This window comes from Arcobacter siniprincipis (SeqCode) (assembly GCF_048571125.1).
Classification (GTDB): Bacteria; Campylobacterota; Campylobacteria; order Campylobacterales; family Arcobacteraceae; genus Arcobacter; species Arcobacter siniprincipis.
Genome location: NZ_CP182343.1, coordinates 141,080 through 167,248, shown reverse-complemented (window position 1 = coordinate 167,248; position 26,169 = coordinate 141,080). Strand labels below are relative to the sequence as shown.

Below are 26,169 nucleotides of genomic sequence, written 5' to 3'. Positions count from 1 at the left end.
ATAAGAAATGTTAAAAATCGCAATTATTGGTGTAGGAACTGTTGGAGCAAGTGTAGCAAACATATTAAAAGATAATAAAGATATTATTACTTCGCGTGCTGGAATTGAAATTGTTCCTACTATTGGTGTTGTAAATGATTTAAGCAAAAAAAGAAATGTAACTATTGAATTAACAGATGATTTAGATAGAGCTTTAAATGATGATTCTATTGATATTATTGTTGAACTTATGGGTGGGGTTGAAAGACCATATGAAATCATTAAAAGAGCACTATTAAAAGGAAAACCAGTAGTTACAGCTAATAAAGCTCTTCTTGCATATCATAGATATGATTTAGAAAAACTAGCTGGTGATATTCCATTTGAATATGAAGCAGCAGTTGCTGGGGGAATTCCTATAATTAATGCCTTAAGAGATGGATTATCTGCAAATAATATAGAATCAATTAGAGGTATTCTAAACGGTACTTGTAATTATATGCTAACTAGAATGATAAATGATGGTGTTGATTATGATTCTATATTAAAAGAGTCTCAAGAGTTAGGTTATGCAGAAGCTGATCCAACTTTTGATGTTGGTGGATTTGATGCAGCCCATAAACTTCTAATCTTAGCTTCAATTGCTTATGATGTTGATGCTAAACCTGAAGATATATTAATAGAAGGAATTCAAGATATTGATACTCCAGATATTGATTTTGCCAATGAGTTTAACTATTCTATCAAACTATTAGCTATTGCAAAAAGAGTTGGTAAACAAATAGAACTAAGAGTTCATCCTGCATTTATTCCAAAAAGTGAAATGATTGCAAAAGTTGATGGAGTAATGAATGGTATATCTGTAATTGGTGATAAAGTTGGTGAAACTATGTATTATGGACCAGGAGCTGGTGGAAATGCAACTGCAAGTGCCGTTATTGCAAATATTGTAGATATTGCAAGAAGAGGTAAAGGTGCACCAATGTTAGGATTTGAGTTTGATTATAAAGCAAACCTAACAATCATGCCAAAAGATGAAATTGAGACAAAATACTATTTAAGACTTAGAATTGAAGATAAAGTAGGTGTTTTAGCAAAAGTTACTAAAATATTAGGTGAACATGAGATTTCTATTGAAAAAATGATTCAAAAACCATACAATACAACTTGTGCCCATCTTTTACTTTCTACTCATGTTTGTATAGAGAAAAATATAAATAAAGCATTAAAAGAAATAGAAAATTCTGGTGTTGCAACTACTAAACCAGTTATGATCAGAATAGAAGATTAATAAAATTTAAATTAAAGGCTTCAATTGAATAAACCTCAATATTTGATTGAAGAACCTATTCCAAAACTTATAAAAGAATTAGCAATACCTGCAAGTACTGGTATGTTTTTTAATACTATGTACAATGTAGTAGATACATTTTACGCAGGTTTAATTTCTACAGAAGCAATTGCTGCATTATCCCTATCATTTATGATATATTTTTTAATTACAGGTTTTGGATATGGTTTTTCATCAGCAATTAGCGCACTAATTGGTAACTCTTTTGGAAAAAAGAAAAATCACCTTGCATCAATCTATGCCCATAAAGGAATTGGTTTCTTAGTTATTCTAGGAGTTATATTCTCTATACTTGGATATTTTGCTTCTCCTATGTTATTTAAACTACTTGGAGCAACAGATGCTTATCTTGATATTTGTTTACAATATATCAATGTAATACTTTTTGGTACTATTTTTTTTATGGCCAATTTTGCACTTAATGCAATACTTGTATCAAAAGGAGATACAAAAACATATAGAAACTCTTTGATTTTTGGTTTTTTTGCAAACTTAATATTAAATCCTTTGTTTATGTATGGTTTTTGGATTATTCCAGAAATGGGAATAGCAGGTATTGCCTTCGCAACTGTTTTAGTTCAATTCATAAACATGTTTTATATGCTCTACAAAGTTCTACAAACAAAAATAATCCATTTTGACAGGTTAGAGTACTATTTACCAAATTTAAGAGTTTATAAGGCTTTTTTTAAGCAAGGAATACCTTCTAGTTTAAATATGCTAACCATGGCTTTTGGTTCTATTATTCTGACTTACTTTGTAACACAATACGGGTATAAAGCAGTTGCAGGATATGGAATTGGATTTAGAGTTGAACAACTTATGTTACTACCAGCACTTGGACTTAGTACTGCTGTTCTTTCACTTGTATCAAATAATTATGGAGCAAAACAATTTAATAGAGTAAAAGAGATTGTTATGTTGTCATTAAAATATGGCTTTATGATATCAACATTTGGGATTATATTTTTATACATTTTTGGGAAAATTATAGTTGCTCAATTTGATGATGATATAACAGTTATAGAATATGGCTTTAATTACTTACTTGTTGAAGTATGGATATTTTATGCTTATATTATTTTATTTATTTGTGTATCAACTCTTCAAGCTATAAAACAACCTAAGATGATATTTTATATAGGAATATATAGACAACTTATAGCTAAAGCAATAGTTTCATATATCATTGTAAGCTATTTTAAACTTGATTATATTTATTTGTTTGTGGGTATGTTACTTATGATTTATAGTGCAGCTATATTTGCTTATTTTTATACTATGTATAAGTTAAGAGTATTATGTAATATAAGAGTGTAGAAGACTACACTCTTTAAAAAAAATAGAATTTATTATTTCATCTCTTTTTTCTTCATACCTTTCATATCTTCACCACCACATTTACCTGCTCCACATGAACCTGTAGCTTTATTTCCAGATTTCTTCATCATATCATTATTCATATGATCTTTTTTCATCATCTGTTTTTTAGAATCACCACATTTACCAGTTCCACAAGAACCAACTTTTTTCATCTCTTCTGAGCTCATGCCTTTTTTCATCATAGTTTTGTTAGAGTCTCCACATTTACCCGCCCCACAAGAACCAGTTTTACCATCTGCAAAAGATACACCAGCTGTAAATAGTAGTCCAGCTACTAACATAATAATATTTTTCATTCTTAAATCCTTTATTGTTTTTTTATTTTATAAAATCTTTGTGTAATTTATGTGTAGAGTTATCTATTTTAATGTGACAACTCTTGTTCTAATATTTTATCTCTTTTTTTTAATGCTAATATAAAAAATACAGATGGAATAATTATAAGTGTAAGAAAGGCTGAACTTATCATTCCTCCTATCATAGGTGCTGCAATTCTTTGCATAACTTCACTTCCTACACCATCTATATACATAATAGGAACTAAGCCTCCTAAAATAGCAAATAAAGTCATAAGCTTTGGACGAAGTCTCAATACTGCCCCTTTATATATGGCATGAAAGATATGTTTATCATCATCCAAAGAAATACATTTATCTTTTAACTCAAGCATTGCTTCATGTAAATATACAAGCATCACAATTGAAGTTTCTGCTGCAACTCCAAGTAAAGCTAAAAATCCAACAATTACAGCAATAGAAATATTAAAATTTAAATAATCCAAATAAAATATCCCACCTGTTAGGGCAAAAGGAAGTGTAAAAAATATTATTGCTGTATATGTGATATTTCTTAGTGCAAAAAAGATAAGTATAAATATAATCACAAAAGTTAAAGGAATAATATAACTTAACTTCTTCATTGCTGATTCCAAATACTCACTTTGACCTGCCCACTCATAATAAAAACCACTTGGTAATTTTATCTCTTTTAGTAATTCTTGAGCTTTATCTTTATACTCTTTAACTGATACATCATTTTTAGGAGTAATATATATAAAGTTTACATTTAATCCCTTTTCTGATTTTATCACAGATGGTCCTTCTTCATATTGAAGCTTTGCAAACATTCTTAAGGGTTGAAAACCTAGTTTTGTTTTTACTTGAAGATTCTCTAAAGAAGTTATATCTTCCCGTTGAGTTGTTTCATATCTCAAGCTAATAGGATATCTCTCTAAGGCATCAAAATATGTAGATATTTTAGCTCCTGCAACACCTAAAGAGACTGTTGACAAAATATCATTTTTTGTAATTCCATATCTTGATAACATCTCTTCATCTAAATCTATATTTAAATAGTATCCTGAATTTATTTTATCAGAAGATACAGAGAGTGTTTTATCAAACTTTTTAAGCCTTTGTTCTATTTTTAAAGCTACAGATTCTAATTCTTGATGATCGTTTCCATATAGTTTTATTCCTAAAGGAGTTCTAATACCAGTTAAAAGCATATCAATTCTTCCTCTAATTGGATATGTCCAGGAATTAACTAATCCTGTAACTCTTAACTTGTCATCCATCTCTTGCATTAATTTTTTATAAGTCATTCCCTCTCGCCATTGGTCTTGAGGTTTAAACTGTACTATTGTCTCTATCATAGCTAGTGGTGCAGGATCTGTTGCACTATCTGCTCGCCCTGCTTTCCCAAATACTGTTTGTACTTCTGGAAATGATTTTAAAATCTTGTCTGTCTTTTGTGTAAGCTCTTTTGCTAAATCAATACCAATACCATAAGGAGTTACTGGCATATACATAAAAGTTTGTTCATTCATCATTGGCATAAATTCCCAATTCTGTTTTTTATAAACTGGATATGCTAAAATCAGGGTTCCTATAAATAAGGCAACTACTATATATCTAAATCTAAGTGAAAGTTTTAACAAGGGAGAATATAGAGCTATAAAAAATTTATTTAAATAATTCTTTCTTTCATCCATAATTTTTCCGCGTATGAAGAATATCATAAGAATAGGTACCAGTGTAATAGATAAAATGGCACCTGAAATCATAGCAAAGGATTTAGTAAAAGCTAAGGGAGAGAATAATCTTCCCTCTTGTCCTGTTAAAGCAAAAATTGGTAAAAATGAAACTACAACTAAAAGCAAGGCAAAAAAGATTGGTCGACCTACTTGTTTTGCTGATTTTATAATTATTTCTATTCTTTGTTTATTACTAATATTTTCTTTGCCTTGTAGATATTTATGGGCATTTTCTACCATCACAATAGTTGCATCAACCATCGCACCAATTGCAATGGCAATTCCCCCTAGACTCATAATATTTGAACCCATTCCAAAAAACTTCATGCAAAGAAAAGTAAATAGCACAGTTATTGGCAAAGTTATAATTATAATCAAGGCGCTTCTAAAATGAAATAAAAATAAAGCAGTAACCACTATGACAATAATTGATTCTTCCAGTAAAGTGTGTTTTAATGTATCTATAGCTTTATCTATTAATGAACTTCTATCATAAGTCTCAACTACTTCAACATCATCCACATGAAGTGTTTTTAACTTCTCTTTTACTGCTTTTATAACCTTGTATGGATTTTCGCCAAATCTTACAACTACGATTCCACCAACAGTTTCACCTTCACCATTTAAATCAGCCATTCCTCGTCTGTTTGATGAAGTAATATTTACATCTGCTATATCTTTTATTTTTAAAGGAGTTGAACCAAAAGTTTTAACTGTAATATTTTCTATATCAACTACACTTTTTAAATAACCCCTTGCTTGAATCATGTGTTCATAACCATTTTCTAAAATGATTCGACCACCTTTTTCATCATTATTAGAGGTCAAAGCCTTTTTTACATCATTTATACTTAAATTATATTGCACTAATTTATCTTGATTTAGTGTTATTTCATAGTTTTTGATAAATCCACCAACTGAAGCTATTTCAGATACTCCATCTACTCCTAAAAGAGCATATTTATAATAATAATCTTGAAGTGTTTTTAATTCATCCAATGACTTAGTTTTTGATTTTAAAGCATATTCATAAGCCCAACCAACACCTGTTGCATCAGGACCAATTGCCACATTAACACCATCAGGAAAAGTTCCTTGAAGCTGAGACAACTGCTCTAATATTCTATTTCTAGAATCATAAATATCCGTACCATCTTTAAATATGATATAAATAAGAGCATTTTGAAATGAACTCATAGCTCTTACTGTATCAATATTTGGTAAACTCATCAAATTTGATATTAGAGGATAAGATACTTGCTCTTCTATTGTCTTTGGACTTTGTCCTGCCCATTTTACTTGTACAATTACCTGAGGAGGTGAAAGATCAGGTAAAGCATCTAAAGAACTATTTTTTACTGCCCAAAAAGAAGCAACTGTTAAAATTAGCACAGAAAAAAGAACTAAAAACTTATTTTGTACGCTTTTATTTATTATATATTCAACCATTATTTTTTACCAATCATTGTCTTCATCTTCATACAAATTATTTGTCACAGCATCTGAATCTAGTAAAAATAAGGCATTATCTATTACCTCATCACCAACTTTTAGGCCATCTTCTATCTCATATTTTCCAGAACTTATTTGTTTTGCGTCTATTAATACTGGTTCAAATTCATCTTTTGATATGTATTTGAATACATAATACTTTGCACCCTTTCTTAAAACCGCCGTTTTAGGAAGTGTTAATACCTTTTTAGAACTTGTTTTAATTATAGCTTTACCAAACATATTAGGAAAAAGTGTTTTATCTTTGTTTTCTATTACAAATCGTACATCTATAGTTTTACTCTCTTTATTTGCATAAGGATAGATATAGTCAACTTTTGTTTTAAAGGTCATATCTCTTCCATCAATTTTGATTTTAGCATCCATATTATTAGTTAAAAATGCCAAATCACTTTGATAAACTTTTGAGATAAACCAGAGTTTATTTATATTTGCAATTTGCATAATAAGTGAGCCTGTTTTGACATAAGAGCCTTCATTTATCTTCTTATTTAAGATTATTCCATCAAAAGGAGCATAAAAAGATATATCTTTACTTTTTAGTTGAGAAAGGTTGACATCTAAAGAATCAAGCTTTTCAAGGGAACTTTTATACATAGCTTTATTTATAGATTTTGTGACTTCTATCTCTTTTTTTATGCTTTGGATTTTATCTGAGTACAAAGAAAAAAGTTTATCTGCTTTTTTCACTTCCATAAGATTTTTATTTGCATCTAGCTTTGTGATATAACCATCAAATCTAAGAACTATGTCCTTTATACTCTCTTCTGCAAATAAAGTTTCCCCATAAAAGCTTTTTGTCTCATAAACACTCTCATCTTTTACTTTAACAATCTTTTTATTGAATAGTTGATTTGCATCTAAAATCTTCGCATCTAGTGAACTTATGAATAACAATAATAAAAGTAATTTAAATATATTTTTCATCTAATTTTTCCTTGAGTATAATAATAAGCTTGCGAATAAGCATCAAAGTAGTTTTTTACCTCGTCATATTGAGCAATTTTGTTTTGTATGATTTTGTTTAGATTTTTTAGTATTTCATCTGATTTTATAAGTTCTAGACTATTGTATTTTTCTATTGTTTTTTGATTTTCTTCTTGTAAAGGTATAATTAGATCTTTTAAAAGTTTATATTTCTTGATTGAGCTATCTAAGTCATTTTGCAAAGAAGCAATTTTTATCTCAAATCTCTTTTTACTATCATCAAGTTTATCTTTAAATTCTCTTGCTTTAATCTTTGCTTGTAATATCTTTATATTCTCTTTTCCATAAAAAGCAAGGGGAATACTAAGTGATACATTTGCATAATCTTTATACTTGTCATCCCTTTGAAAATATACAGCACTTACTTTTATATCTGATAGTTTTTTTGCATCTTCAAGTTGGGCTTGTTTATTAAATTTTTCATTATTCTGTTCTAGTATCTTTATTATTGGGTGTGTAGAAATATCCTTTGAAAGAATAAGCTCTTTTACATCTAAAGAGACATCTATACTTGTGATTTTTTTATATGTTATCTCTTCTAATTTTAAGTAATTGTTTTTGATAATATTTTGTAAATTCTCTTTTTGAATCTCTATTTTTAAATAATCTGTTTTTAGATTTATAATCATGCTTTGATTTGATTTATTACTTTCATATAAAGAAGTAGTTAAATCTTCTAGGCTTTTTATATTTTTTTGATATTGATTAAGTAGTAAATATTTGTTTTCTAGTATTTTTATACTATATAAATACTCTATAAGTTTTGATTTTAATTTTAGTTTTGCATCTTCGTAATTTAGATTTGAGATAGCTTTATCTTTCATAGCTATCTCTTCTTGTAGCTTGATTTTCCCATTTATAGGTATATTCTGTGAGAAACCTATATATTGTCCTTGCATAGGCTCCAAATCTCTTCGAGAAGTGTCAAACTGCAAGTCGTTGGCACCAATGGTCAAAATAGGATTATCCCACTTATTTGATAGCTTAATTTGCTCATTTGCTATTTGTATAGATTTTTCAATAGCTTGTAGGTTTTTATTATTTACTATTGCACTATTTATTATATTTTCTAAGCTTGTAGAAAATGAGCTTGTAATTATCAAACAAGTTAGAATAAAGCTATTTCTTAACATTAGATGTTTACGCTCCCTCTTACAGTATGAACTTTCCCATCTTCTGTTTTAAATTTTAGTTGGTACTGCCAAGTTCCACCCATAGCAAAATTTACACTTGCTTTAAATTTACCATCAACAATTTTTCCTTTTACTTCACTCTCCATATATGGCATTCCAGGCATCTCTGGCATAAAGAACTTTATTTTTACTTTTGTATTTGATAACTTTGCACCATCTTTTGATAACTCTATGATGATTTCATTGCTTCCCATTACCAGTGATTTCTCACTACTTAGTTTTACATCATACCCATCTTTACTTCCTTCTTGAAGTAGTGGATTTGCATGAACTAAATTAAATGCTACTATCAAACCAGCGAATAGTTTAAAGATATTTTTCATTTTTGAACTCCTAAATTTTAAGTTTGGGAATTCTAGCTATATAGTGTGGAGTATGTGTGGAGATTAGAAGTTTAGAGTTATTGTTGTACTTTCATCATAAATAGAATTAATATCTATTTTTATATTGTATTTTTTACTTATTTCACTAACTATACTTAATCCAATACCAAAGCCACCTTGGTAGCTTGTTGCTCTATAGTATCGTTTAAATATATCATTTATCTTTGTTTGTTTTATACCTATACCAGTATCTTTTATAATAAGTTTATTATTCTTTAGAGTAATAAAGATTGTTCCATTTATTTTATTATATTTTATTGCATTTGAAACTAAATTATTAAATACTCTAATAAAGTCTTCTTTGAGTATTTTATAACTATATTCTTGGATATCTAAATTGATTTTTATCTTCTTTTTATTTGCTAAAGGTTCAAAATACAGTAGTTGTTCCTTTATAACTTCACCAAGAGATATCTCTTTTAAATCTTCTTTTTCAAAATCTTTTTGTAAAAAAACATATGTCAAGTCTTTGTAAATCTCAGAGACTCTTTTTGCGCTTAATCTTACACGCTCAATTTGTTTTGGGTTTAAATCTTTACCTTCTGTAGACATTAGTATTGCACTAATTGGAGTATTTAATTCATGGGTTGTATCTTTTATAAAGTTATTTAACTTATCTCTTTCTTCTTTTATTGGCTTAATAAAAAGTTTTGCTAAATAAAATCCAATAAAAGCAATAATTGAATATATAAGAAAAAAAAGCACTATTATGTTTATTTCTAACTCTTTTATTTGTTTTGAATAAAAATGCTCTTTTATGGCAATAGCATATATTCCTAAGTGCCCAAAAGTAGACTTGTCAACTAATATAAAACTATTATGTTCCTCTATAATATCTTTCTTTAAATCTATTTTTTCATCAATATTGCCATAAACTTTTTTCCCACTATTATCATAAAAAGCCAATTTATAATCTTTTGCTTCAAAGTCTCCTGATATATCTATTTTTGTTCCATTCATATGTGCAACTATTATTTTTGAAGCAATTTTTGAAGCAATATTTTGCATTCTTGATTTTGTCAAATCAAAATAGAGTTTTTGTTGATTTTCAAAATACAAAAATGCTATTAAAGCCATTAATATAAAAGATGAGCCTAGATATAAAGATAAAAACTTATAAAAAGTATTTTTCTCATTTACTGTTAAATCTATAACCTACTCCTCTTATATTTGTAATCATATTTTCTTCTAGAATTTTTCTAAGATTTTTTATATATGTTCTTATAGTGGAAGCATTTGGGCTCTCTTCATATACCCAAACATTTGAAGACAACTCTTCTACACTTATTATTTTATTTTTATTTCTTATAAAATACAACAGAACTTCTATCTCTTTTTTTGATAAATGAATCTCTTCACTCTCTTTTATCACTAGTAAATTATCTGCATCTAGTACCATAGTAGTTGATAACTCAATTTGATTTGAAGAAGAGATATTAAAAATCCTTTTAATATTATTAATTCGTAAATCAAGCTCTTTTAGTTCAAAAGGTTTTTTTATATAGTCATCACAGCCACTTTGAAAACCTCTTTCTATGTCATCTGTTAAGTTAAGTGATGTCAGGAAGATTGCAGGAGTTTTAATATTGTTTTTTCTCAAATCAGAAAGTAAATCGAAACCTCTTATTTCTGGTACATTTACATCTAAAAGTAGTAAATCGAATTTTTGAGAATATAATAACTCTTCTGCTTCATTACCGGCAAAAGTACTTACAACTTCATGTCCTTTTTCTAATAAATGCTCTTCTATAATTTCATTTAAAATCAAATCATCTTCCATCAAAAGTATTTTCATCTAGTTCCTTTTACAAAAGTAATTGTAGCATAATATATTTTTTTGCATTTTATTTCTCTTATCTCTCCTGCACACTTTTTACACATAGTCTTGATAAACTTTTACAAAGAAAGGATATATTATGTTTGGATTTATGAATATGAATATGACACTATTTCATGGCTTTGGAATGCTTATTTTTTGGGCAATTATTGTTTTTTTGATATTTTCAATTTTTAGTAATAAAGATACAAAAAGTGAAAATGATACTCCCATTGATATCTTAAAGAAAAAGTTTGCAAGAGGTGACATATCAGAAGAAGAGTATAAATCAAGAAAAAAAATACTGGAGGAGAATGAATGAAAAAAGCAATATTATCTTTAATATTTATTGCCATATCTACTTTTGCAAATGGAAATAAAACAATGACTGTTTATAAATCACCTTATTGTGAGTGTTGCGAGAATTGGATTAATATTATGAAAACAAAAGGCTTTGATATAAAAGTCCACCAAACAAACAATATGAATGAAATCAAGAAGAAAGCAGGTCTTCAAGCTGGACAAACTTCATGTCACACAGCCTTTGTAGATGGTTACTTTATTGAAGGGCATGTTGATTACTCTGCTATTAAAAAAATGTTGGCTGAGAAACCTGATATTTTAGGAATTTCTACTCCGGGGATGCCATTGGGAAGTCCAGGTATGGAACAAGATAATATTAAACAACACTACAATATTATTTATGTAAAAAAAGATGGTTCGCAAGGAATTTATGAAAAACATTAAAAAAAGTTGTAAATATAATTTACAACTTTTTAATTTTTAATCTCAATGAATTTAAAACAACACTCACAGAAGAAAAACTCATAGCAATACCTGCATACATTGGATTTAACATAAGTCCAAAGATTGGGTATAAAATCCCTGCTGCAAGTGGTATTCCTAATATATTATAAGTAAATGCCCAAAATAGATTTTGTTTCACGATTTTCATCGTCTCAATAGATAAATTAATACTTTTAATAATAGAACTTAGTTCATTATGTACTAAAATTATATCTCCAGCATCTTTAGTGATATCAGAACCAGAGTTTAAAGTAATCCCAATATTTGCTTGTTTTATAGAAGGAGCATCATTTATTCCATCGCCTATAAACATCACTTTTGACTTCTTTTGTAGCTCTTTTATCACTTCATATTTTTCAGTTGGTAAAACTTCACTATAAATCTTTTTGATCCCTAATTTATCAGCTATTTTAGCAGCTGTGATTTTATTATCACCTGTTAATAAAATAGGCTCTATATTTAGCTGTTTTAGCTCTTTTATAACACTTACCGCATCTTCTTTTAATTTATCTTCTAAAGAAAAAGAACCTATTGTTTTTTTATTTATGGCTACATAAATTAGCCCATTTGATTTTTCTAACTCTTCTAAATAGAACTCTTCATGGTTTTTGTCTATTTGAACACTGTTTTCATCTAATAACTTTTTATTACCTAAAACTATCTCATCACTATCAAAAGATACTTTTATACCTTTTCCAGGGATAATATCTATATCTTTTATCTCTTTGTTTATATCATACTTTTTATCTTTGATAAAACTCACTATTGCTTTTGAAATAGGATGTTCACTATAGTTTTCAATTGAACCTATTAGTTCAAAATATTTTTCATCAATATTTGTTTTTGAAACAGTTATTTCACCTTTAGTTAAGGTACCTGTTTTATCAAATACTGCATATTTTATCTCTTTTATCTCTTCTAGTATTTCTGGATTTTTAATCAAAATCCCCTCTTTTGCACCACGACTAACAGAACTTACTATTGCAATTGGCGTTGCTAGTCCTAAAGCACAAGGGCATGAGATAATCAAAACACTAATTGAGGCTATTATTGCTTTTTGGAAATCTCCAAATACAAAACCCCAAACTAAAAATGCTAAAATAGAGATAAAAATAACAGAAGGTACAAAGATATTTGCTACTTTATCTGCAAATCTACTAATTGGTATTTGTTTACTTTGTGCAGTTTTTAGAAGTGTAATTATCTTAGATAGTGTTGTATCAGAGGATTCTTTGCTAACTTCTATTTTTATAGTTCCATTGCTATTTAAAGTTCCAGATAATACCTCATCAGCAAGTTTTTTAAAAACAGGCATTGATTCACCTGTTATCATTGAAGTATCAATATCGGCATTTCCTTCGATGATAATACCATCTGTTGGTATTTTCTCTCCACTTTTTACAAGTACTATATCTTTTGGTTTTAAACTACTTGCTAGCACAGTTTTTATATTTTTGTTTTCATCTATCAAATTAGCATTTACAGGGGCTAAATTCATAAGTTTTTTTAAAAAATCACTCGCTTTTAGTTTTGAGTTTTCTTCTAAGTATCTTCCTAAAAGTACAAAGGTAATAATTACAGAGGCCCCATCAAAATATAGAAATCTTAAATTCTCAGGGAATAAGTGTGGAAAAAAGACTACAACAGTTGAATAAAAGTATGCAGCACTAGTTCCTAGAGCAACTAAAACATTCATATCATAGTTTCTATTTATAACTGACTTTATTCCAAGTTTATAAAATCGTAGTCCACAATAGAACTGAACAATTGAAGCTATTAAAAATACTAAATATTTTGTCATTTGTTCATTAAATATATTCAGAAACATTAGACAAAACATAATAAGAGTTAAAGTAATAGAAGTGAAAAATATCTTTCTTAGTCTTTTAAAAGAGAGTAATTGCTCTTCTTCTAGAGCTTTTAGATCTTCTTCTGGCTTATAACCTAATTTTTGTATATCACTAGTTAGTTTTTCTTTTGAATAAAGGGAATCATCAATAATAAACTCCCCTTCACTTGAAGCAAAGCTTACGTTAGCAGAGATTACTCCCTTTTTTTTGTTTAAAAATTTTTCTATCCCACCTGAACAGTTAACACAAGTCATACCTGATATATTTAAATTAATTTTTTCCTTTGCCATAATTTAGCCTTTAATCTAATATATCAAATCCTAAGTCTTTCATCTCTTCTTTAAAATTATTCTCTTGTTCATCAGAAGTTATCTCTACTGTTACTTCTTTTGGAGTTTTTGTTAAATCAACATCTATTGTTCCAAAGTCATCTTCTAAAGAAACTTTTATTAGATTTTCACATTTTGCACAATTTATTTTGTCTGATTTATATGTTTTTTTCATTTTATATCCTTTTTGTTATATTTTAACATCAAAGTATGGAAACAGTGTGTAGTAGATATTTAACAAAGAGTATCTTACTCTTTGTTAAAGTTTTTCTCGCATGCTATTTTAATTCTTTCACAAACAACCTCAACACCAAGTACACCCATAATATCGTATACTGATGGAGCTTGAGTAGAACCAGTTAGTGCCAATCTTATTGGTTGAAAAAGTTGTGGGAATTTTAATTCAAACTCTTCAATAAATGGTTTTGTAACTCCTTCATAATCAATGCTAATATTTAAATTATCCGCATTTTCTTCAAGTAATTTTACATAATTATCTAAAATTTTTAAAATAGTTTCATCTTTGATAAACTTTTTAACACCCTTTGCTTCATACTCACTTGGTGCATCTAAGATAGCTCCAATTGCATTTTTTAATTCAACTAAAGTTTGGGCTCTCTCTTTTGTCAAGTCTAAGATTATCTCTTTTTTATCATGTCCACTAATATGGCAATCAAAAAATTCTAACTCTTTTGCTAATCTTTCATTTGATACATTCTTTATATAGTGTGAATTTAGCCATAAAAGTTTCTCTTCATTAAATGCAGAAGCAGATTTGTTGATATGCGTTGGATCAAACAGTTCTAGCATCTCTTCCATAGAAAAGATCTCTTGATCTTTATTTGACCAACCAAGTCTTACTAAGAAGTTTAGAAGTGCTTCTGGAAGAAAACCATCTCTTTTGTATTGCATTACATCCATAGCACCATCTCTTTTAGATAGTTTTTTACCTGATGGATTATTTATCATAGGGATATGGTAAAACTTTGGTGGTTTCCATCCTAATGCCTCATAGATAACTATTTGTTTTGGTGTATTACTTAAGTGGTCATCACCTCTAATTACATCAGTCATTCCCATTAGTGCATCATCAATTGCAACAACAAAATTATATGTAGGAACTCCATTACTTCTAGCTATAACGAAATCATCAACTTCATTACTGCTAAAATTCATAATAGATCTAACTCCATCAATGAAAGTAATAATTCCATCTTTTGGTGCTTTTATTCTAACAACTGGCTCTATGCCTTCAGGAATAGGAGGTAAAACTTTTCCATCTTCTGGTCGCCAAGTTCCATCATATCTAGGAGTTTGTTTATTTGCCATTTGAGTTTCTCGTAAAGTTTCTAATTCTTCTTTACTCATATAACAAAGGTATGCCTTACCTTCATCTAATAGTTGATCTATATATTTTTTGTAAATATCATTTCTTTTTGATTGATATTCTACTGTTCCATCATAATCTAAACCAACCCATTCAAAAGCTTCCATAATAGCACTTAAGGCATCTTCATTATTTCTTGCTGTATCTGTATCTTCAATTCTTAGTCTAAATTCACCTTTATTTCTTCTTGCCCATAAATAGCTATATAAAGCTGTTCTTAATCCACCAATATGTAAATATCCTGTTGGACTTGGGGCAAATCTTGTAACTGTCATTAATCTATTCCTTACTTATTTAAAATTTTTTAAAAAAAATATTCCTGATGCGATAACAAATACTGCCAAAAATATAACCATTGCATAATCAGCTACTCTCATTTGAGTCCTTTTCTTTGAGTTGTCCACATGCAGCTGAGATATCTAAGCCTTTTGATTCTCGTATTGTGCAAAGCAAACCTTTACTTATTAAGTAGTTTTGGAATTCTACCATTTTTTTGCTTTCTGGTCTTTGATATGTAGTACCTGGATATGGATTAAAGTATATAAGATTTACTTTAGCTTTTATTCCATCAAGTAGTGATAAAAGTTTCTTAGCACTTGCTATGTCATCATTTTTATCTTTTATAACAAGATATTCAAACATCACTTTTTTTCTTGCATCTACTGGGAACTTTTTAACAGCATCAATAATTGATTTTATATTGTAAGCTTTATTCATAGGAATTAATTCACTTCTTAGTTCATCATCAACTGCATGCAATGAAATTGCAAGTTGTATTCCTAGATTTTCATTTCCTAGTTTCTCTATTTTTGAAGAGATTCCTGAAGTAGAAACTGTTTGTCTTCTTCTATTTATATATAGACCTTCTTCTTCTGAGAACACTTTTACAGAATGGACAAAATTTTTATAATTGTCTAATGGTTCACCCATCCCCATGAAAACTATATTTAGTGATTTGTTTTCATCAATATTATTATCTCTTTTCATATTTACAATTTGAGCTACTATCTCACCAACTGTAAGATTTCTAACAAATCCACCTTTTGCTGTTAAACAAAAAGTACAGCCAACTTTACAGCCAACTTGAGTAGATATACAAACTGTATGCTTTTCACCTTTTTCAACAACACCATCATCACCAATTTGTTTTTCACGCATTAGTAAAAATACTGTTTCTACAGTATGTCCATCATGAAGTTTAAAAAGATATTTTATACTTCCATCACTACTTTTCTCTTTTTTTATAATTTTTAATATATCAATTGCATAGTTTTCTTTTAAATCTTCTTTTAAGTCATTTGGTATGTTTCTCATCTCATCATAAGATGTAGCATATTTTTTATATATCCAATTATAAACCTGTTTTGCTCTAAATGATGGTTTAAGTTTCTCTTTTAATTCATCTAAAGTAAAGTCATATATTGATTGCAAATTTTTCCTTTTTTGTAATGTTTCACATGAAACATGAAACATTTTTTATTTAATTATATTTTTCTCTAATAAATACTTCGTGATTGTTTCCATTGCTTTTTGGTGATTTTGTTTAAAATCTTCATGGGCATTTTTATTTGTATAGTTTGTCACAGCAAATATCCCTGCAACTGGTATTTCAAACTCACGAGCAACTTTTACAGCAGAGAAGAACTCCATGTTTTCAATTCCTATTCCATATTCATTATACTTTTTCGCTATTTCTTCATTTGTAGTAATATAGTTTGAACTATTTACTATAGTGTCATTTCTAGTCATCTTGTTTTCTGACTCTAATACATTATCAAGTGGAGTATAAGAGTTGTTTTCCAAAAAAGACAATTCTAAATTTGCAGCACGCTTTGATTCGAGAATATCTAAAATATTATGATTACCATAACTACCTGCTGTTCCTATAAATAAAATAAATTCTGGCTTATTAAACAGACATCTTCTAGTAAGATTTATAGCCATATCAACTAGCCCTATTCCCATAGGTTCTGCGAATTTGAAACTTTCGATGTTTCCAGCACAAATAATCATTTACACTCCAATTTGTAATTTGTAATTATAGAAAGCTTTTGATGTGATACTTCAGGGACGGGTACATCTTCTTTTTTTAAAGATGAGCTAAGTTTCATTGAGGTCATTTGGGCTCTATAAGTATGCATAATATTATTTTCTAAACTTATAGTTTTTATTTCACAGTCCTTGTGTAAATCATTTGAAAGGACTTTTACATAATTTTCTACCCAATTAATTGCTTCAAGTCTTACTAAGTCTAAAATTACATTATAACTATCATCTTTAACTCTCCACGATAAATTATTCAAAGTAACAGAAGTATCTCTATTCTCTTTCATATTAGTTATCATAGAGATGAATTCTCCCATAGAAAAAGCATCATCTGTTTCTATTTTATAACTAAGTTCTCCACTATATCCATATATTTTTGGTGTATTACTAGCTTTTTGGTATAAAGGTCTTACATTAAATGTTCCTAGTTGCTTTTCAACTTTATTGTAAGCTTTTATCTCTTTGTTAAAAACTTCTAATCTTTCTATAACATTTTTTTCTTTTTCATCTTCAATTATTATTGAAATATCTGCACTCAAAACATTGGGAATCAAATCTTTTGTAAATTCTTTACTAAAATCAACTTCAAATGCATAAAGAAAAAATGGTAAAAATAAAAATAAAATCTTTCTCATATTAAATCCTTACTGGTATATTATTATCTCTTAAATAGTGTTTTAAATCCATAATATCTATTTCTTTAAAGTGGAAAATTGAAGCAGCTAAGGCAGCACTTGCTCCATGTTCAAAGGCTTCTTTCATGTGCTTCATAGTCCCAGCACCGCCACTTGCAATAACTGGGATATCAACTATGCTTGAAATTTGTTGTGTAATATTTAATTCAAATCCACTTTTTGCACCATCTGTGTCCATAGAAGTTAGAAGTATTTCTCCTGCTCCTCTATTGTAAACCTCTTTTGCCCAAGCAAGTGCATCAAGTCCTGTATCTTCTCTACCACCTTTTACAAAGACATGGTAAGAGCCATCAGAAACTTTTTTAACATCAATTGCCACAACTATACATTGACTACCGAATCTTTTAGAACTCTCATCTATAAATCCTGGATTTACAACTGCACTTGAGTTTACAGAAACTTTATCACAACCTACATTTAGAAGTTTATAAATATCATCTAAAGTTCTTATTCCACCACCTACAGTTAAGGGTATAAAGACTTCTTTTGCCACATCTTTTACTATATGAACTATTGTATCTCTATTTTCATGACTAGCTGTTATATCTAAAAAAGTAATTTCATCTGCACCTTCATTGTTATATCGTTTTGCAACTTCTACAGGGTCACCTGCATCTTTTAATCCTACGAAATTAACACCTTTTACAACTCTTCCATCTTTTACATCTAAACATGGAATTATTCTCTTTGCAAAATTGCTCACTTTTTGTCCTTATTCATTATTAAGTTTTTATCTTATCTAAATGTAAGTTAAGTTCATATATAATCTTTGCTCTTATGGAAAAAATAAAAGCTAAAAAAAAATATGGTCAAAACTTTTTAAAAGATGACACAGTCTTATCAATGATCATCCAATCGATGCCCAACAACAATAATCATATTGTAGAAATTGGGCCTGGATTAGGTGATTTGACAAAAAATTTAGTCAAATGCAAAGATGTAACGGCCTATGAAGTTGATACAGATCTATTTGCTATACTAAAAACTAAATTTGCTATCCCGATAGATAATGGTTCTCTAACACTCATCCACGCTGATGTTTTAGAGTCATGGACAAAGCAAAAAAGTTTACATAATAGTAAATATGATCTTATCGCTAATTTACCGTATTATATTGCGACAAATATAATACTAAGAGCATTTGAAGATGAAGCTTGTGAACACATTATTGTAATGGTTCAAAAAGAGGTAGCTGAAAAGTTTTCTGCCAATGAAGGGGATAAAGAGTTCTCTGCATTGGGTGTGATATCAAAACTTTGCTCAATAGAGTCAAAGATTTTATTTGATGTTCCACCAGAATCTTTTGATCCACCTCCTAAAGTTACATCTTCTATTCTTTATATAAAAAAGGATATGTCAAAAACAATGGATAAGAACTTTAATAGTTTTCTAAAGGCTTGTTTTCAACAGCCAAGAAAAAAACTATCTAAAAATGTCTCATCTATTGTTCCTAAAGAGACTATTTCTTCTTTATTTGAAGAGCTTGAAATTAATGATAACATTCGACCTCATGAGCTTAGTGCATCTTTGTATAGCCAAATATATACAAAGGCAATAATAGATGGAAGAGAACAAAACAGTACAGAATGATACTCAAGTTGTAGAAAAAACTGCTCCAGAAGCAAATAATAATACTACTGCAAAACAAGAAACTACAGGACCTAGCCCTAAAAAGCCAAAACCAAAAAGACCAGTTAATAAAAGAAAAAAAACAGTTGTTCCTAAAATGGAAGATAAATCAGGTGAAGGTTGGATAACAGACCTTAGAAAAGCTCACGTTATCAATGAAAGAATTCATAAAGAAAGATTAAATCCACATAATAAATTAAACCTTTCTTCTACTCAAAAAGTTAGAATCACTCCACTTGGTGGATTAGGTGAAATTGGTGGAAATATGATGGTAATTGAAACTGAAAAAAGTGCAATTATTGTTGATGTTGGTATGAGTTTTCCTGATGAAGATATGCATGGAGTTGATATTTTAATTCCTGATTTCACTTATATTAGAGAAATCAAAGATAAAATTGCAGCTGTTATTATCACTCACGGACACGAAGATCATATTGGTGCAATGCCTTATTTATTTAAAGAGATGCAATTTCCTATTTATGGAACATCACTTCCATTAGAAATGATTGGTTCAAAATTTGATGAGCATAAAATGAGACAACATAGAGGTTATTTCCATGCAATTCAAAAAAGAACTCCTATAAAAATTGGTGATTTTGAAATAGAATGGATGCATATAACTCACTCAATTATTGATGCTTCATCTTTAGCAATTACTACTGATGCTGGTACAATTATCCATACGGGTGATTTTAAAATTGACCATACTCCAATTGATGGTTTCCCATCAGACTTACATAGATTTGCACATTATGGTGAAAAAGGTGTTTTACTTTTAATGTCTGATTCTACAAACTCACACACAGCTGGTTTTACAAAATCTGAATCAACTGTTGGTCCAACTTTTGATACTCTATTTTCAAAAGCAAAAGGTAGAGTTATTATGTCTACTTTCTCTTCGAATACACACAGAGTTGCACAAGCAATTGAACATGGATTAAAATATGGTAGAAAAGTATGTGTTATTGGAAGATCTATGGAGAAAAACTTAGAGTTAGCAATGGCATTAGGATATATCAAATTCCCAAGAGATCAATTTATTGAGCCACATGAAGTTCATAAATATGATGACAACCAAATTTTAATTGTAACAACTGGTTCTCAAGGTGAATCTATGAGTGCTCTTTATAGAATGTCAATACATGAACATAGACATATTAAAATTAAGCCAGGTGATCAAATTATACTTTCTGCAAAAGCAATTCCTGGAAATGAAGCAAGTGTTTCTCAAATCATTAATCATCTGTTAAAAGCTGGTGCTGAAGTTGCATATCAAAACTTCTCAGAAATACATGTTTCAGGACATGCTGCTCAAGAAGAACAAAAACTTATGCTAAGACTTGTTAAACCTAAGTTCTTTATGCCAATTCATGGTGAATATAATCATGCTGTTAAACATCAGCAAACAGGTATTTCATGTGGTGTTTTAGAGAGAAATACTTATATTATGAGTGATGGTGAACAAATAGAAGTTACTCCAAAATATCTTAAAAAAGTTAAAACTGTAAAAAGTGGTAAAACTTATATAGATAATCAACTTAACAATAAAATTGCAGATGACATTATTCTTGATAGACAAACAATGGCAAACGAAGGTGTTGTTATGATTGTTGCACAAATCAATGAAAATGATAGAAAACTTTCAGATAAAACTAGAGTTACATCATTTGGTTTAGTTCCAGATAATCAGGATAGATTCTTTGCAAAAGAGATTGAAGACTTATTAGAAACTTTCTTTACTAATGCAAAAGAAGGCATCTTTAAAAATAATAAATATTTGGAAGATGAGATTAGAAAAGTTGTGAGAAAACATTGTGTTAGAAAGTTCAAAAAATACCCTATGATTGTTCCTACTATTTTTGTTTATTAAGGAAATAAAATGAATTATAACGAGATTGCAAAAGAGGTTTTACTAACTGAAGCGAAGGAGTTAGAAAGAGCCTCTAGGGATAATTCTTTTGATATGAATGCTGCAGTTGAACTTGTTTATAATACAAAAGGTAAACTAATCGTTACAGGTGTTGGTAAATCTGGATTAGTTGGTACAAAAATAGCTGCAACACTAGCAAGCACAGGAACTAGTTCTTTTTTCTTACATCCTACAGAAGCTATGCATGGTGATTTAGGAATGATTGGCAAAGATGATACAGTTTTAGCTATATCATACTCTGGGGAGAGTGAAGAATTAATTCAAATTCTTCCTCATCTAAAAAGATTTGATATACCAATGATTGCTATGGCAAAAAATCCAAACTCTACTTTAGCTAAATATGCTGACATATTTTTTGATATAAATGTTACAAAAGAGGCTTGTCCATTAGACACAGCTCCAACTTCTTCTACAACTTTAACAATGGCTATGGGTGATGCATTAGCTGTTTGTTTGATGAAAAAAAGAAATTTTCAGAAAAGTGATTTTGCTTCATTTCACCCAGGTGGAAGTTTAGGGAAAAAACTATTTATTAAAGTTTCTGATTTAATTAGAACAGAAGAATTACCAATTGTTTCACGTGGAACTCTATTAAAAGATGCTATTATAAAAATGAGTGAAGGTAGACTTGGAAATGTTATAATTACAGATGATAATAAAGTCATTGGTGTGTTAAGTGACGGAGATTTAAGAAGAGCTTTAATGAATGATAATTTTTCATTAGAGTGCAAAGTTGAAGAGATTGCAACTATAAATCCAAAAGTTTTAAACAATAAAGATTTATTGGCTAGCGATGCATTGAAAATTATAGAAGATTATAAGATACAACTTTTAGTTGTTGTTGATGATAGTAATAAACTTGTTGGTGTATTACATATTCATGATTTAATAGAAGCAGGAATAAAGTAGGTACCATGAAAAATCAAACAGAAATAAAAGAAGACAATACGAGATTAAACAAATTTATATCACACAATAGTAAATACTCAAGAAGAGAAGCTGATGCAATTATTGCAGAAGGTAGAGTAAAGGTTAATAAGAAAACAATTACTGACTTATCAACAAAAGTATTAGATACTGATATTGTTGCAATAGATAATAAACCTATCAAATTTGAAAAAAACAAGATGTATACTGTTCTAGTTTATAACAAACCAAAAGGTGAACTTGTAACTAAAAATGATCCCCAAGGTAGAAGAATTATATTTGATACTCTAGGAGCTAAATATAAACACTTTTTACCAATAGGTAGACTTGACTATACAAGTGAGGGAGTTCTGCTTCTCACGGACAGCGTAGACGTTGCAAATGGGCTTATGCATTCTGACTTACAAAGAGTATATAAAATAAAAGTAAGTGGTCCTATAAATAAACAAGTTGAAGATGCGATGTTACATGGCCTTGAACTTGAAGATGCAACTAAAGGTGCTTGGAAAGATAGTAAAGTAAAATCAATGAACTTTGCACCTTTCTTAGGATATAAAATTGATTCGGTTAAAGATACTTTTTCTAAATTGAAAGTTGCAATTACAGAAGGTAAAAATAGAGAATTGAGAAGATTCTTTGCTCACTTTGGACTTGATGTAATGGATTTAAAAAGAGTTGAGTACGGTGGAATTAGTTTAAATAATTTACCCACTGGTAAAAGCAGATATCTTACAAGAGAAGAGTACAAAAACTTAAAAGATTATTTGCATTCAAAAGATAATGACTAATCTAAGTTCTATTCTTCGTCCAAATACTCTTCAAGACTTTGTAGGACAAGATCATATAATATCAAAAAATAAAGTCTTATATAAACTAATCATAAAAGGTGAGATTCCTCACCTTTTTTTTTATGGTAAACCTGGAACTGGAAAAACTACTTTAGCAAAAATTATCGCAAAAACTATCAACACAGATTACTTCTATTTCAATGCAACATCTTTAAAAATTGAAGACTTAAGAAAAGTATTTAGTAAATATGATAATAGTCTTATTAAACCAATTGTATTTATAGATGAAGTACATAGATTATCAAAAAATCAACAAGAAGTCTTACTTCCAATTATGGAAAGTTATCAAGCAATAATTATAGGAGCTAGTACAGAAAACCCATTTTTCACTTTAACAAGTGCAATAAGGTCCAGAAGTTTCTTATTTGAATTTTTACCTCACTCAAGAGAAGATTTAACAAAAATATTAGAAGTTGCACAAATAAAACTAGATACAAAACTTAATGATGAAACAAAAGAGTATTTAATAAATAGTTCATCAGGTGATGCAAGAGCTATGCTAAATCTTCTTGAATTTGCTTTTAAAGTTGATACTAGTGTTTCATGTGAAACATTAAAAGAATTAAGACAGAATGTAATAGGAGATGGAGTATCATCTTCAAATACACATTATGACTTAGCAAGTGCAATGATTAAATCAATTCGTGGTTCAGATGTTGATGCAGCGCTTTATTATCTATCACGACTAATAGAGGGTGGAGAAAGTGTAGAGTTCATCACAAGGAGATTGGTCATACATGCCAGTGAAGATATTGGAAATGCAAATCCAAATGCACTAAATCTTGCTGTTAGCACTATGCTTGCAACTTCAAAAATTGGTTATCCAGAAAGTAAAATTATATTGTCTCAATGTATTATTTATTTAACTTCATCCCCAAAATCAAATTCAGCATATGAAGCAATAAATAAAGGAATAAGTGAAGTTAAAAATGGTAAAATCTTAGATATACCAAAAAATATAGACTCTTTTCACAAAGATTATTTGTATCCCCATAACTTTGGTGGTTATGTTGAACAAAAGTATTTAAGTGAACCTTTGAGCTTATATGAATCAAAAGGTATAGGTTTTGAAAAAACCCTTGATGATTGGATAAAAAAAATAAAGGATAAGTAATTGGAATATTATAGTTGGATATTGGCGTTTCATGTTATATCAGTTTTGTCTTGGATGGCAATGTTGTTTTATCTACCTAGGCTTTTTGTTTACCATGTTGAAAACAGTGAAAAAAAAGACTTTGTTGATGTAGTAAAAATTCAAGAATATAAAATATATAAATATATTGGTATGCCAGCAATGTGGACAACTATTATAAGTGGTGCTGCAATGATATATTTAGCTCCAGAACTTTTTAAATCAGGTCCTTGGTTACATGCTAAATTAACTGTCGTATTTTTACTTATTATGTACTCATTTTCTTTAGAGTATTTTAGAAAACAATTAGAAGAAAACAAGTGTAAAAGAAGTGGTAAATTTTTTAGAGCTTACAATGAAATACCAACTTTATTATCAATACTTATTGTAACTTATGTAATTGTAAAAGTTGTTTCAATTACATTTACACTAGCTATGATACTTTTATTTTCATTTATAATTTATATGATAATGAAACCAAAAAGAGTAAAAAATGCATAATGACAACTTTGATAAATATTATGTACTTGATACAAATATATTATTAGAAGATGCAAATAATATATTTAAATTATCTGATGATAATAAAAATCTTATTATCCTTCCTGAAACAGTTTTGGACGAAATTGATGCTAAAAAAAGTGGTTTTGACGAGATAAATTTTCAAGCTAGAGAGTTTGCAAGAATCTTAGAAAACTCAACTATTCTTTTTACAAAAAGTGAAGATGACTTCAAAATTGTAAGATTAAGAATAGATAACGAATCTCCTATTTCTATAGATGTAATTTCAAAACTTGAATATCAATTTGTTACAAAAACAACAGCTCCTAATATTGCAAATGATAGAAGAATATTAGAAATAGCAAAGTTTACTACAAAATTTTATAATAAAAATTCAACATTTCTCTCTATGGATATCATGGCAAGAACTAGAGCAATATCTTTAGATATAAAAGCTGAATCATTAATTGGTTCAAATAAAGATGAATTTATTCATGAATTTATAAAAACTATTCAAATAAAATTTGAAGATTTAGAGACTATAGAAAATAGAGATATCAAAGAACTTGATAATGAATATAAAGTTTCAAATTTCTCTTATTGCTTTAAAGTTAAAGGTTCAGATCAAGTTGTACTTGCATCAATTCAAAATGAAAAGATAAGAGTATTAAATGAAGATGAAGTAAGAAATCAAATAATAGCTCCATTAAATAAAGAGCAACTATTTTTTTCAAATGCAATTATTCAACACTACTTTAATGTTTTAATTATAGAAGCCAAAGCTGGTTCTGGTAAAACACTTTTAGCATTAAGTGGAGCATTAAAATTAGTAAAAAATAAACAATACCAAAGAATCATCTATATAAGAAATTCAATTGAATCATTAGACAAAGGTGAAGATGTTGGATACTTACCAGGGCTTGAAGAAAAGTTCAAAATTTACAATCATCCACTAATGGATAGTATTGATCATATAGTTCGTTCTGAATACAAAAAAAGAAGAGCAACTAAAAGTAAAGAAGAGCAAGAAATAGATGAGCAAGAACTAAAAACTAGAGTTGATCAAATGATACAAAACTATTTTATTGAAACTATGTGGGTAGGAGAAATGAGAGGAAGAACATTATCAAATGCATTTGTAATTATTGATGAAGCACAAAACATGTCAAATAAAACAATGCAAATGGTTCTTTCAAGAATAGACAATACTTGCAAAGTTGTAATACTTGGAAGTAACAAACAAATAGATAACTTTTATGTAAATAAATATACCAACTCACTAACTACACTTTTAAAGTCTACAAAAACAGAATCTTCATTAGTAAATATATTTGCTATTGAGTTACAAAAAGTACTTAGAGGTCCTATTACTGAATGGGCTGAAAACATATTTTCTACTAAAAATAAATAATCAAATTTTTAGCTTAATTTTGATACCTTTACATACTA

25 protein-coding genes are annotated in these 26,169 nt (G+C 28.8%); 11 read left to right on the top strand and 14 right to left on the bottom strand.

Features of this window, described 5'->3' with window-relative positions; translation table 11 throughout:
• Positions 1-7: 7 nt before the first annotated feature.
• Positions 8-1,270 carry a homoserine dehydrogenase gene (locus ACNI3D_RS00835; protein ID WP_419767939.1) on the top strand — a complete coding sequence of 421 codons (1,263 nt, stop codon included), beginning with the start codon at positions 8-10 and terminating at the stop codon, positions 1,268-1,270.
• Between the two features lie 24 nt (positions 1,271-1,294).
• Positions 1,295-2,650 (top strand): MATE family efflux transporter, encoded by a 1,356-nt coding sequence (locus tag ACNI3D_RS00830; protein ID WP_419767938.1) that lies wholly within the window; start codon positions 1,295-1,297, stop codon positions 2,648-2,650.
• 32 nt (positions 2,651-2,682) lie between these two features.
• Here the strand turns inward: ACNI3D_RS00830 and ACNI3D_RS00825 are convergent, their stop codons facing one another.
• The 7 genes from ACNI3D_RS00825 to ACNI3D_RS00795 form a co-directional block, all read right to left on the bottom strand.
• Positions 2,683-3,009: a hypothetical protein gene (locus ACNI3D_RS00825; protein WP_129100243.1), complete on the bottom strand. Its 327-nt coding sequence runs from the start codon at positions 3,007-3,009 to the stop codon at positions 2,683-2,685.
• Between the two features lie 68 nt (positions 3,010-3,077).
• The gene (locus ACNI3D_RS00820) at positions 3,078-6,197 is read right to left on the bottom strand and encodes an efflux RND transporter permease subunit (RefSeq protein WP_419767937.1); all 3,120 of its coding nucleotides are present in this window, start codon (positions 6,195-6,197) and stop codon (positions 3,078-3,080) included.
• A gap of 6 nt (positions 6,198-6,203) precedes the next feature.
• A complete protein-coding gene (locus tag ACNI3D_RS00815) occupies positions 6,204-7,187 on the bottom strand; it encodes an efflux RND transporter periplasmic adaptor subunit (protein ID WP_419767936.1) in 984 nt (327 codons plus the stop codon).
• A complete protein-coding gene (locus ACNI3D_RS00810) occupies positions 7,184-8,380 on the bottom strand; it encodes a TolC family protein (protein WP_419767935.1) in 1,197 nt (398 codons plus the stop codon). The genes ACNI3D_RS00815 and ACNI3D_RS00810 overlap by 4 nt, the downstream gene beginning before the upstream one ends.
• Positions 8,380-8,763 carry a FixH family protein gene (locus ACNI3D_RS00805; protein WP_419767934.1) on the bottom strand — a complete coding sequence of 128 codons (384 nt, stop codon included), beginning with the start codon at positions 8,761-8,763 and terminating at the stop codon, positions 8,380-8,382. The genes ACNI3D_RS00810 and ACNI3D_RS00805 overlap by 1 nt, the downstream gene beginning before the upstream one ends.
• A 63-nt stretch (positions 8,764-8,826) precedes the next feature.
• Positions 8,827-9,900, bottom strand: a complete 1,074-nt coding sequence (locus ACNI3D_RS00800) for a sensor histidine kinase (protein WP_419767933.1) — start codon at positions 9,898-9,900, stop codon at positions 8,827-8,829.
• Between the two features lie 55 nt (positions 9,901-9,955).
• A complete protein-coding gene (locus ACNI3D_RS00795; RefSeq protein WP_419767932.1) occupies positions 9,956-10,618 on the bottom strand; it encodes a response regulator transcription factor in 663 nt (220 codons plus the stop codon).
• A gap of 121 nt (positions 10,619-10,739) precedes the next feature.
• Here ACNI3D_RS00795 and ACNI3D_RS00790 point away from each other — a divergent pair, with 121 nt between their 5' ends.
• Positions 10,740-10,961, top strand: a complete 222-nt coding sequence (locus ACNI3D_RS00790) for an SHOCT domain-containing protein (protein WP_419767931.1) — start codon at positions 10,740-10,742, stop codon at positions 10,959-10,961.
• Complete coding sequence (locus ACNI3D_RS00785; protein ID WP_419767930.1) at positions 10,958-11,386, top strand: DUF411 domain-containing protein; 429 nt, start codon at positions 10,958-10,960, stop codon at positions 11,384-11,386. Before ACNI3D_RS00790 ends, ACNI3D_RS00785 begins: the two co-directional genes overlap by 4 nt.
• A gap of 19 nt (positions 11,387-11,405) precedes the next feature.
• Here the strand turns inward: ACNI3D_RS00785 and ACNI3D_RS00780 are convergent, their stop codons facing one another.
• The 7 genes from ACNI3D_RS00780 to hisF form a co-directional block, all read right to left on the bottom strand.
• Positions 11,406-13,586, bottom strand: coding sequence for a heavy metal translocating P-type ATPase (locus ACNI3D_RS00780; RefSeq protein WP_419767929.1), 2,181 nt, complete (start codon positions 13,584-13,586; stop codon positions 11,406-11,408).
• A 10-nt stretch (positions 13,587-13,596) separates the two neighbouring features.
• Positions 13,597-13,800, bottom strand: coding sequence for a heavy metal transport/detoxification protein (locus ACNI3D_RS00775; protein ID WP_419767928.1), 204 nt, complete (start codon positions 13,798-13,800; stop codon positions 13,597-13,599).
• Between the two features lie 74 nt (positions 13,801-13,874).
• The gene (gltX, locus tag ACNI3D_RS00770; protein ID WP_419767927.1) at positions 13,875-15,287 is read right to left on the bottom strand and encodes a glutamate--tRNA ligase; all 1,413 of its coding nucleotides are present in this window, start codon (positions 15,285-15,287) and stop codon (positions 13,875-13,877) included.
• A gap of 88 nt (positions 15,288-15,375) precedes the next feature.
• Positions 15,376-16,485, bottom strand: coding sequence for a dual-specificity RNA methyltransferase RlmN (gene rlmN, locus ACNI3D_RS00765; RefSeq protein ID WP_419767926.1), 1,110 nt, complete (start codon positions 16,483-16,485; stop codon positions 15,376-15,378).
• Positions 16,486-16,488: 3 nt separating this feature from the next.
• Positions 16,489-17,025, bottom strand: coding sequence for a phosphorylase family protein (locus ACNI3D_RS00760; RefSeq protein WP_419767925.1), 537 nt, complete (start codon positions 17,023-17,025; stop codon positions 16,489-16,491).
• Positions 17,022-17,693, bottom strand: a complete 672-nt coding sequence (locus ACNI3D_RS00755; protein ID WP_419767924.1) for an SIMPL domain-containing protein — start codon at positions 17,691-17,693, stop codon at positions 17,022-17,024. Before ACNI3D_RS00755 ends, ACNI3D_RS00760 begins: the two co-directional genes overlap by 4 nt.
• Position 17,694: 1 nt before the next feature.
• Positions 17,695-18,456: an imidazole glycerol phosphate synthase subunit HisF gene (gene hisF / locus ACNI3D_RS00750; protein ID WP_419767923.1), complete on the bottom strand. Its 762-nt coding sequence runs from the start codon at positions 18,454-18,456 to the stop codon at positions 17,695-17,697.
• A gap of 74 nt (positions 18,457-18,530) precedes the next feature.
• Here hisF and rsmA point away from each other — a divergent pair, with 74 nt between their 5' ends.
• From rsmA to ACNI3D_RS00715, 7 genes are read left to right on the top strand one after another with little or no spacing between them, the layout of a single operon-like run.
• Complete coding sequence (rsmA, locus tag ACNI3D_RS00745) at positions 18,531-19,343, top strand: 16S rRNA (adenine(1518)-N(6)/adenine(1519)-N(6))-dimethyltransferase RsmA (protein WP_419767922.1); 813 nt, start codon at positions 18,531-18,533, stop codon at positions 19,341-19,343.
• On the top strand, positions 19,315-21,252 hold the full coding sequence (locus ACNI3D_RS00740) for a ribonuclease J (protein WP_419767921.1): 1,938 nt from the start codon (positions 19,315-19,317) through the stop codon (positions 21,250-21,252). The genes rsmA and ACNI3D_RS00740 overlap by 29 nt, the downstream gene beginning before the upstream one ends.
• A gap of 9 nt (positions 21,253-21,261) precedes the next feature.
• Complete coding sequence (locus ACNI3D_RS00735; RefSeq protein ID WP_419767920.1) at positions 21,262-22,221, top strand: KpsF/GutQ family sugar-phosphate isomerase; 960 nt, start codon at positions 21,262-21,264, stop codon at positions 22,219-22,221.
• 5 nt (positions 22,222-22,226) lie between these two features.
• A complete protein-coding gene (locus ACNI3D_RS00730; RefSeq protein ID WP_419767919.1) occupies positions 22,227-23,027 on the top strand; it encodes a pseudouridine synthase in 801 nt (266 codons plus the stop codon).
• Positions 23,020-24,201: a replication-associated recombination protein A gene (locus ACNI3D_RS00725; protein WP_129100262.1), complete on the top strand. Its 1,182-nt coding sequence runs from the start codon at positions 23,020-23,022 to the stop codon at positions 24,199-24,201. Before ACNI3D_RS00730 ends, ACNI3D_RS00725 begins: the two co-directional genes overlap by 8 nt.
• Positions 24,202-24,720, top strand: coding sequence for a protoporphyrinogen oxidase HemJ (hemJ, locus tag ACNI3D_RS00720; RefSeq protein ID WP_129100263.1), 519 nt, complete (start codon positions 24,202-24,204; stop codon positions 24,718-24,720).
• Positions 24,713-26,131: a PhoH family protein gene (locus tag ACNI3D_RS00715; RefSeq protein ID WP_419767918.1), complete on the top strand. Its 1,419-nt coding sequence runs from the start codon at positions 24,713-24,715 to the stop codon at positions 26,129-26,131. Before hemJ ends, ACNI3D_RS00715 begins: the two co-directional genes overlap by 8 nt.
• Positions 26,132-26,169 lie beyond the last annotated feature (38 nt).